Genomic DNA, 6,430 nt, shown 5'->3' with positions numbered 1-6,430 from the left:
GAGTTTGGACGCCGCTGCGCCAGCCGGAACGGGTTACCTCCAAGGAGGCAGCCTCCTACAACGTGGGGGTATTGCTGCTGGTTGAGCTTGCGGAAAATCGGCAGGTGCAGCGGGTGGAAGAGGCGGCGATGAAGTTGGTGGAGATGTTGCACAGCCTCTCGCAGGCCTGCAGCCTAGCCGACTTGGCGGAGATCGAAAGCTGGCGCCAATCTTTAACCCGGCAAAGCCAAGAGCTGAGTCGTCGCGAAGCCGAGGTGGCTGCCCGCCAAGAGCAACTGCAGCAGTGGGAAGCTCGCTTGCGGGAGAAGCTATCTTCCTAGACTGGGCTGAGATCGGGCCGTAGCTCGCGGGCACCTCGCAGATAGACGTGGTGCATCTCAGCTTGAGCCAGCGGGGTATTCAGTTGGATCAAAACGCGGATACAACGGGGCAGAGCGCCGTTGACGTCCATCTGTTGCACGTCCAACAGAGGCACCAACTCCCAGCCGGGGCGGCGGCGGGCAAATTGGGCGGGAAAGGCCGCGTTTAGATCGGGGGTGACGGAGAAAATGACGCTCACCAACTCCGCCGGATTGATGGCGTTACGATGTTCCAGGGCGTCCAGTAGCTCGTTCACCGCCGCACCAATGGCCTCGGCAGTGTTGGCCGGAACGGTGATGGCCCCTCGGATTGCTCTGACCCGCCACCCCAATGGCTACACCCTCACGCGCTTGAGCTCGTCTTGCTCCCAGAGAATTATACAGACTTGTCTCGAAGGGATCCTATCCCGCTGCTGGATCGGGTTACGGGGCGGGCTGTAACAACTTCTCCAGGATCTGGTCGTGGCTGAGGCCGGAGTCCACCCAGGCCTCTCCTTCCTTGAGGCGGGCGGCAGCGGTCAAGATAAACAAGTTGCTCTTCGCTCCCAAAGCCTCGCTGGTGGTTTGCACACAGGCCAGATCCTGGCCAGTCAACTGGCTAAACCAGGTGGCCAACAGCCCTGCCTCCAAAAAGCCCATCGGGCGCTTGAAGTGAGGGGGTGTGGCAGCGGCAAAGGGAGAGTTGCGGATTGACACCACCAGCACCCCCTGATTTTTGTAAGTCCAGTCGATGTCGATCAGCCCCCAGCCGTGGGTTTTCCAGGCTTGTTTGAGATTTTGTAAAAAGAGCCCCATCTCCAGCTCGGACAAAGGCTTCTGGTAGTAGTCGGAGAGCTCCTGGGCAAAGCGGCGGAAAAACTCTTTGCCCCACATACGGCCACAGTTGCGCAATACCAGGCGGGCGGCTTGCCCTGTCTCATATTCCAAGCCGGTGTAGATGCCCCGTAGCAATGCTTCTGGAAGGGCCAAGAGCCGGTCACCGTGGCGACTTGCCAGCAAACCGGACTCCAGATCGCCTTGCAGATAGGCGCTGGGCGCGTAGTAGTTGCCCAAAACAGGCGTATAGGGGTCGAAGCTGGTGGAGCCATTGGGGATAGCGGTGGTGCCGGCCATATGTCAAAGATCCCTGGGCTATCAAGTAGGGCAGCGTAATTGGGAAACTCAGCAGGAGAGACCTCTACTCAGTTGATCTGAGTCCGTCCAAAGAGAGCAAAGCTGCTTGCGCCTGGGTAATCAAGGGGCGAATAAACTCTAGCTCTCCAGGGGCCAGATGATCCCTTAGCTCTTGCTGACAAATCCGATAAGCAACCTCGTAGGCGCTTTGCAGCTTGTACAGGCGCACCTCTTCCTCCATCCACTCGATCAGTCGCTCCTTCAACAGGTTCTCGTCCTGGAGCAACATGGCCAGGGCGCTGTAACGCAGCAACAGGAGCAGGTGCCGCTGGCAGAGATCCACTACCTGAGAGGAAAGGTTGGGCATCTCCTTTTGAAGGGTGTTTAGGGTGCGGCTTACCATCTGGCTCTCCCGCTCCCGTACGGCCCGGTACACGTGCAGCCTTTTGGGCCAGCCCAGTACATAGGCCTTGAGCTGCTCCAGTTGCTCCGGTGTGAGGTAGCGGGCCTCTGCCTCAATTAGCATCTGCTCCAGTGGGCTCACCATCTCACTTCTCCCAAGTGTTGGTCGGTGCTTAGCGGGTGTCGGAGTTCAGAACAGGCTGAATAAATCGGCCAAAGTGATCTGTTCCTCTTCAGCCTGCGGCGGCGCTGCCGCCAGGGATCCCATAGAACGGGCCGCCAAGGCCAGGGGATCCCCCGCCCAGGGGATGGAGCCGAAGTGCTCTTGCACTCGTACAAAAGGCATGGGCAGGGAGGGGTCTTGCAGAGGGCGGTTATCCCAATTCAGGCGGGCAAAAAAGCTCTGCACCGACTCTTCCAGAAAAACCTCTGCCGTCATGACTTGGTCACTCCTTGCCCAGAGCGCAGCTTTTGGGCAATTTCGCCGGCAGTGGCCCCTTCGTTGAGCCAAAAGGCAGCCGCATCGATGCGATCTTTACTACCCAGCAAAAACTTGCAGTAGCTTTCCCCCATGGAATAGCACTGGATCTCGATGCAGTTGAGCTGTCGTTCCACCATGGCGCTGAAAAACCCGGCAAATAAGCCGGCGTAGAGGTGGCAAACAGGTTTACCCACGTCCCCCAGGGTGCGGGCCACGGCGGAGTCGAACAGATTAATGAAAATAAATCCCTGCCGCCGGCCCTCAGTCTCCACCTCCCAGCGCCCCCAGCCTTGCGAGGTCAAAGGCCACCACCAGGTTTCCAAAAGAAACATCAGGTGGCTCTGCTTCGGCTTGCGCCGATACTCCTCCTCGAACCAGTGGGAGAAGTGGATGGCATCGTTGCGCCCCCACTCGCGGCCAATGGTGTACATCAACGAGGCAGAGGCATCCCCCACTTCTTCTTCTAAGCCCTGCTGTAGGCCCAGGATAAAATCCTCGCTCACCAAGACATTGCGGGTGCCCGTCCAGTCCACCAGGGATCCCTGGGCAAGGTCGAAGCGAAAAAAGTCTTCGCGGCTGTAGTGATTGTGCCGTTGGGCAGCAGGCTGCAGGCTCAGCTCAATGAGACCCGTTGTCATGGCAGTGGGGAGGGTGGTAGTTTTTTCCTTGTACAGTACACTTCTAGCTGAATCATAACCTCTTCGCCGCGGGCTTTGGCCACAGCCGTCGATGGGTGCAACAGAGGGAGCGCCACCGCCAGGAAGCAGATGTGACGAAGAGGCTGCAGGGGTTTGGGCTTAGGCGGGGGGCCTGACTTTGACAAAGGCGATGGCCGAGCGCCACAGCAGCGATTCTTGTCCCTCTGCGTCTGCCAAACAGAGGCAGTCGGGATCCTGCCAGCGCAACTGGCCGACGAAGACATCTCCTGTGTTGAGCTTAACTTCCAAGATTTCCCGCTCCCGGATCACCTTCTGCAGGCGGCGCACACTTGGGATCCCAGTGTTGAACTCGGTCACGGCAGCCCTCTTGGCCAGCGAAAGGACAGCAAGCGCACTGCTCTCAGTATAGGGGATCCCTGCTGGCCCGCACCTTGGCTGGACAATCTCCATAGCCGGGATCCAAAAACACTCTTACCCCCTGACCCACTTTTTCTTTCGGCGGGTACTATGTAGGGGGGATGGCGCTTGGAAAAGACGGTAAGTCTTGTTGACCTGCCGTATTTTTTAAGCGAATCCACGGGTGTTCTCCCCGAAAAAAGTTAGCAGAATAGGGATGGGGCGACAGAAAGTGCGCTTGTCGCCCTGGAGAAGGCAAATCCCAGCTTGGGATCCTTAGTCGCCTACTGTTTTGCTACCGAATTGTTTGTCTTTTTCAACCATCATCTGTGCAGGAGAGATCGTTATGGCAGTCGAGAAAGTGAACTCTTCTTCGAGCTTGGCCGAAGTGATCGACCGCATTTTGGACAAAGGGATCGTGGTCGATGCCTGGGTGCGGGTTTCTCTGGTGGGGATCGAGCTGTTGGCCATTGAGGCGCGCGTCGTTGTGGCTTCGGTGGAAACCTACCTGAAATACGCCGAGGCTGTGGGCCTGACGGCTACCGCTGCTGCCCCTGCCGTCTAAATCTGACCCAATCACTCGATCCCCTTGCCTTCAACACCGCGGGGGTCGAAGGGTCGGGTCGTCGAGAAGGCGAGGCAGGAATCTGCTGTCGATCTCTGCCTTGTTTCCTTAGCTTCGGCTTGGGGATCGAAGCGGGCGGTGGTGTTGAGCTACAGGCCGTGCTGGTGGAGAGCGAGTTGGGAAAAAGCGGAGAACTGCATTCGCCCAGGCATTGAGAAGGACGTAGGGGGGTTGGACGCCATGAGTTTGCAGGAACAGTGGGCCGCGGCCCGCAGCCGACGGGCGGCTCAAAGTCAAAGTTTGTTGAGCGGATCCCGGCAGCAGCGCCTGGAGCAGCACCGCGCTCTGATGGCCGAGCTGAGACAACGTTGCCAGGAACGACAAGAGGCAATACGGCAGCAGAGGGAACAAAGTCGCAGCCAACTGCGCAACCTGGAGCAGAGCCGGGTGGCGCAGCGGGCCTTGGACGAGCATTCTCGCCTGGAGGCTGTGGCCCAGCGGGCCAAAGCAGTGGCGGAGCTTCTCTCTCGCATGGCCCAAGAACGAGCCGCCCAATCGCAGGCCCAACAGCAGGAGCTGCGGACTTTTCGGGCCGACTTGGCTGCGACGGTGGAGAGCCTGCTGAGCACCTGTGCCCAGGCGCGGCAGGCCATGGCTAACCAAACCCGACAAGTGCGGCAGGCGTTCTGTGCTGAATTGCGGCAGCGGGTACAAGCTTTGCAGCAACTGGCGCGGCAGGAGCTGGCTCAGATTGCTCAAGAACAGCGGGCAGAGGCCCAGGCTTTGCGGCAGGCTTTGGCGGCTTTCCGCAGGGCGTTGCACGAGCAGGTGTGGGGGAATGGGATCCCAGGGGATCAGGCCATTGTCCCAGATCTTGAGGAATCTGAAGAGGGTGATAAGCCGCCTGAGAGCTCGGTCAAAGCTACAGCAACGGTTTCGTCTGAGGTTACCCAACCAGAGCTTGGAGTTCCAGTCTCAGACAACACAGCCCCTCCTCCCCCTTCTGGGGCACCCCCTGAACCCTCCCCAGCTCCGCCTGCTTCGGCGCAGGAGGAAAGTTCGGATCGCATCATGGCCTACGTCTGCAAGTATGTAGAGGCTTTGCAAGCGCAGAATCCTAACCTAACCTTGCTGCAGGTGATCGGGGATCGGGAGCGGGTGCGGGATCTGCTAGCCCGGGCTGCGGTGGATCTGGGGGTGGATCCCTCGGAAATCTTGGCCACCTTGCGGCGTATGGTGTCAGCGACGGTTGTGGTCTGAGCCCAGCGCAATCCCTAGGAGCGCAAGAAAACCGTTGCGGCTATAGTCAAGGCAAGAGCGTCACGGCAATTGAGAGTTGGGTATTGCTATGGCCACGGTTCTGCAGGCGCGTCCCCGCCAATTTGTGAACACTCCTTACATCGAGCGGATTACCCGCCGCGCTTTGCGCTATCTGCAGTCGGGTTTTGCGGTGCATCTGCGGGGGCCTTCGGGCACGGGCAAGACTACCCTGGCGATGCATTTGGCCAGCCTGCTGGGCCGCCCCATCATGCTGATCTACGGCGATGATCGCTTTGATTCTTCCGACCTGATCGGCGGGCGCACCGGCTTTACCCATCGGCGGGTGGTGGATAATTTCATCCACTCGGTGGTGAAAATGGAAGAAGACGTGCGGCAGCGCTGGGTGGATGCCCGCCTCACCTTGGCCTGCCGCGAGGGCTTTACCCTCATCTACGACGAGTTCAACCGCTCCCGCCCTGAGGCCAACAACGCCCTCCTGAGCGCTTTGGAAGAGAGGCTGCTGGTGTTGCCGCCAGATAGCAACCGCTCCGAATATCTGCGGGTGCATCCCCAGTTCCGGGCCATCTTCACCTCTAACCCAGAGGAATACACCGGGGTTCACAAGGCCCAAGATGCGCTGCTGGATCGGATGATCACCATCGATATGGGGGAACCGGACATCGAGACCGAAAAAGAGATCCTCACTGCCCGCATTGGTCTATCTGCCCCCGATGCCCTCAAGATCGTGCACATTGTGCGGGCTTTTCGCCGCAAGCTGGATTTGACCCGCCACCCTAGCCTGCGCAGTTGTCTGATGATCGGGCGCATCGTCAAGGAGCACGAGCTGGCGGTGAGCAAAGACAATGCCGACTTCCGCGCTTTGTGTGCCGACGTGCTGTTGCCCCGGGCCGGCAAGCGCTACGAGGAAGGAGCCCAGGTGCTCAACTATTTGCTGGATCAACTGCCCGGCTGATATTTGTTTGTATGCTTTCGCAAACTTTGGAGGGGAATTCCCTGTGCCTATTACCTCTCAACCTCTGGCCACGGCAACGCATGGCTCCTCTCTGGCCGATGTCTTGGAGCGGGTTTTGGATAAGGGCATTGTCATCGCCGGGGATATCACCGTTTCGGTGGGCAATGTGGAGCTGCTCAATGTCCGCATTCGGCTGCTGATCTCTTCGGTGGACAAGGCCAA

11 protein-coding genes are annotated in these 6,430 nt (G+C 59.0%); 5 read left to right on the top strand and 6 right to left on the bottom strand.

Going from position 1 to position 6,430, the window contains the following annotated elements; genetic code table 11:
• Nucleotides 1-320: hypothetical protein (locus tag NW841_RS07410; RefSeq protein ID WP_414385981.1), on the top strand; the 320-nt coding region annotated here is incomplete at its 5' end.
• Here NW841_RS07410 and aroH read toward each other — a convergent pair.
• From aroH to NW841_RS07380, 6 genes are all read right to left on the bottom strand, one after another.
• Nucleotides 317-691, bottom strand: a complete 375-nt coding sequence (aroH, locus tag NW841_RS07405; protein WP_011429723.1) for a chorismate mutase — start codon at nucleotides 689-691, stop codon at nucleotides 317-319. The two genes, NW841_RS07410 and aroH, sit on opposite strands and share 4 nt — an antisense overlap.
• Before the next feature lie 91 nt (nucleotides 692-782).
• Nucleotides 783-1,472: a V4R domain-containing protein gene (locus tag NW841_RS07400; RefSeq protein WP_414364317.1), complete on the bottom strand. Its 690-nt coding sequence runs from the start codon at nucleotides 1,470-1,472 to the stop codon at nucleotides 783-785.
• A gap of 64 nt (nucleotides 1,473-1,536) precedes the next feature.
• Nucleotides 1,537-2,019, bottom strand: coding sequence for a hypothetical protein (locus NW841_RS07395; protein WP_414364319.1), 483 nt, complete (start codon nucleotides 2,017-2,019; stop codon nucleotides 1,537-1,539).
• A gap of 45 nt (nucleotides 2,020-2,064) precedes the next feature.
• Nucleotides 2,065-2,313, bottom strand: a complete 249-nt coding sequence (locus NW841_RS07390; RefSeq protein ID WP_414364320.1) for a hypothetical protein — start codon at nucleotides 2,311-2,313, stop codon at nucleotides 2,065-2,067.
• A complete protein-coding gene (locus tag NW841_RS07385) occupies nucleotides 2,310-2,993 on the bottom strand; it encodes a V4R domain-containing protein (protein WP_414371328.1) in 684 nt (227 codons plus the stop codon). The genes NW841_RS07390 and NW841_RS07385 overlap by 4 nt, the downstream gene beginning before the upstream one ends.
• Before the next feature lie 159 nt (nucleotides 2,994-3,152).
• Nucleotides 3,153-3,371 carry an Hfq-related RNA-binding protein gene (locus NW841_RS07380; protein WP_414364323.1) on the bottom strand — a complete coding sequence of 73 codons (219 nt, stop codon included), beginning with the start codon at nucleotides 3,369-3,371 and terminating at the stop codon, nucleotides 3,153-3,155.
• A gap of 385 nt (nucleotides 3,372-3,756) precedes the next feature.
• On the opposite strand from NW841_RS07380, the gene gvpA reads away from it, so the two are divergent.
• From gvpA to gvpJ, 4 genes are all read left to right on the top strand, one after another.
• Nucleotides 3,757-3,975: a gas vesicle structural protein GvpA gene (gvpA, locus tag NW841_RS07375; protein ID WP_011429717.1), complete on the top strand. Its 219-nt coding sequence runs from the start codon at nucleotides 3,757-3,759 to the stop codon at nucleotides 3,973-3,975.
• Between the two features lie 240 nt (nucleotides 3,976-4,215).
• A complete protein-coding gene (gene gvpC / locus NW841_RS07370; protein ID WP_414385980.1) occupies nucleotides 4,216-5,235 on the top strand; it encodes a gas vesicle protein GvpC in 1,020 nt (339 codons plus the stop codon).
• Nucleotides 5,236-5,323: 88 nt separating this feature from the next.
• Nucleotides 5,324-6,208 (top strand): gas vesicle protein GvpN, encoded by an 885-nt coding sequence (gene gvpN, locus NW841_RS07365; RefSeq protein WP_414385979.1) that lies wholly within the window; start codon nucleotides 5,324-5,326, stop codon nucleotides 6,206-6,208.
• A gap of 43 nt (nucleotides 6,209-6,251) precedes the next feature.
• The coding region (gene gvpJ, locus NW841_RS07360; RefSeq protein WP_414385985.1) for a gas vesicle protein GvpJ at nucleotides 6,252-6,430 on the top strand (179 nt) is incomplete at its 3' end.

The organism is Synechococcus sp. H60.3 (assembly GCF_047462295.1).
Classification (GTDB): Bacteria; Cyanobacteriota; Cyanobacteriia; order Thermostichales; family Thermostichaceae; genus Thermostichus.
The sequence above is the reverse complement of the archived record's forward strand: the minus strand, read 5'-3'. Positions and strand labels throughout refer to the sequence as shown.